Here is a 942-nt window from a genome sequence, read left to right as displayed (position 1 = left end):
GCGGGGATCGGCAGCGCCGGTCCGGTGGATCGCGTCGCGGGCACCATCGAGCCGGTGAACATGCCGCTCGCGCACGGCTTCGCCCTCGCGGCGGCGGTGCGGGACGCGGCGACGGCGGTGCTCGGCCGCGACCTTCCCACGACGCTCGGCCACGACGGGGGTGCCCTCGCCCTGGCGGAGTCGTGGCTCGGGGCGACCCGTGACGCGGGGGCCTCGCTGTCGATCGTGGTGTCGACGGGCGTCGGCGGCGGCTTCGTGGTGAACGGCGCCTACATCCCGGGAGCCACCGGCAACGCGGGTCACCTCGGTCAGGTGCGCCGCGAGGGAGGGCTCACGCTCGAGGAGATCGCCTCCGGCCCCGCGAGCGCCGCCTGGGCGCAGGAGCAGGGGTGGACCGGCGCGACGGGGGAGGACCTCGCGCGCGACGCGGCAGCCGGAGACGCGATCGCCCGCGCGGCCATCGAGCGCTCGGCCCGCGCGGTCGGCGAAGCGCTCGCGGACGCCGCGACCCTGGTCGACCTCGACGTGGTGGCCATCGGCGGCGGGTTCTCGCGGGTGTCGTCCGACTACATCGACCTCGTGCAGCAGGCGCTCACCGCGCACGCCGTGCACCCGTACTCCCGGCGTACCCGGGCCGTGCGCTCGGGCCTCGGCGACGAAGGGCCCCTCATCGGCGCCGCCGCCCTCGCGCTCCGTTGAACCCTCACGCGCACGCCCTCAGCGGGCTGCGGTCAGCAGGTGGCGGGGTGGTCCCTCGAGGCGGGCGACGGCGATCTTGAGGTCGGTGACGTCGGCGCCGACGGCGTCGAGGCGGGTGGTGAGCTTCTCCTCGACCGTGTCGATGCGGGTGGTGAGCTTCTCGTCGACGGCGTCGATGCGGCGCACGACCCAGGCCATGGCGGCGAACATGCCGGTGCCGAGGGTGAGCACGATGCCGATCGC

The 942-nt window shown here is 75.6% G+C and carries 2 protein-coding genes; one reads left to right on the top strand and one right to left on the bottom strand.

Features of this window, described 5'->3' with window-relative positions:
* On the top strand, nucleotides 1-699 hold a 699-nt coding region (locus tag DW309_RS16710), incomplete at its 5' end, for an ROK family protein (RefSeq protein ID WP_136046012.1).
* An 18-nt stretch (nucleotides 700-717) separates the two neighbouring features.
* Here DW309_RS16710 and DW309_RS16705 read toward each other — a convergent pair.
* The coding region (locus tag DW309_RS16705) for a hypothetical protein (RefSeq protein WP_136046011.1) at nucleotides 718-942 on the bottom strand (225 nt) is incomplete at its 5' end.

This window comes from Microbacterium sp. K41 (genome assembly GCF_004794395.1).
GTDB lineage: Bacteria > Actinomycetota > Actinomycetes > Actinomycetales > Microbacteriaceae > Microbacterium > Microbacterium sufflavum.
This window is presented reverse-complemented; position numbering and strand designations above follow the sequence as displayed.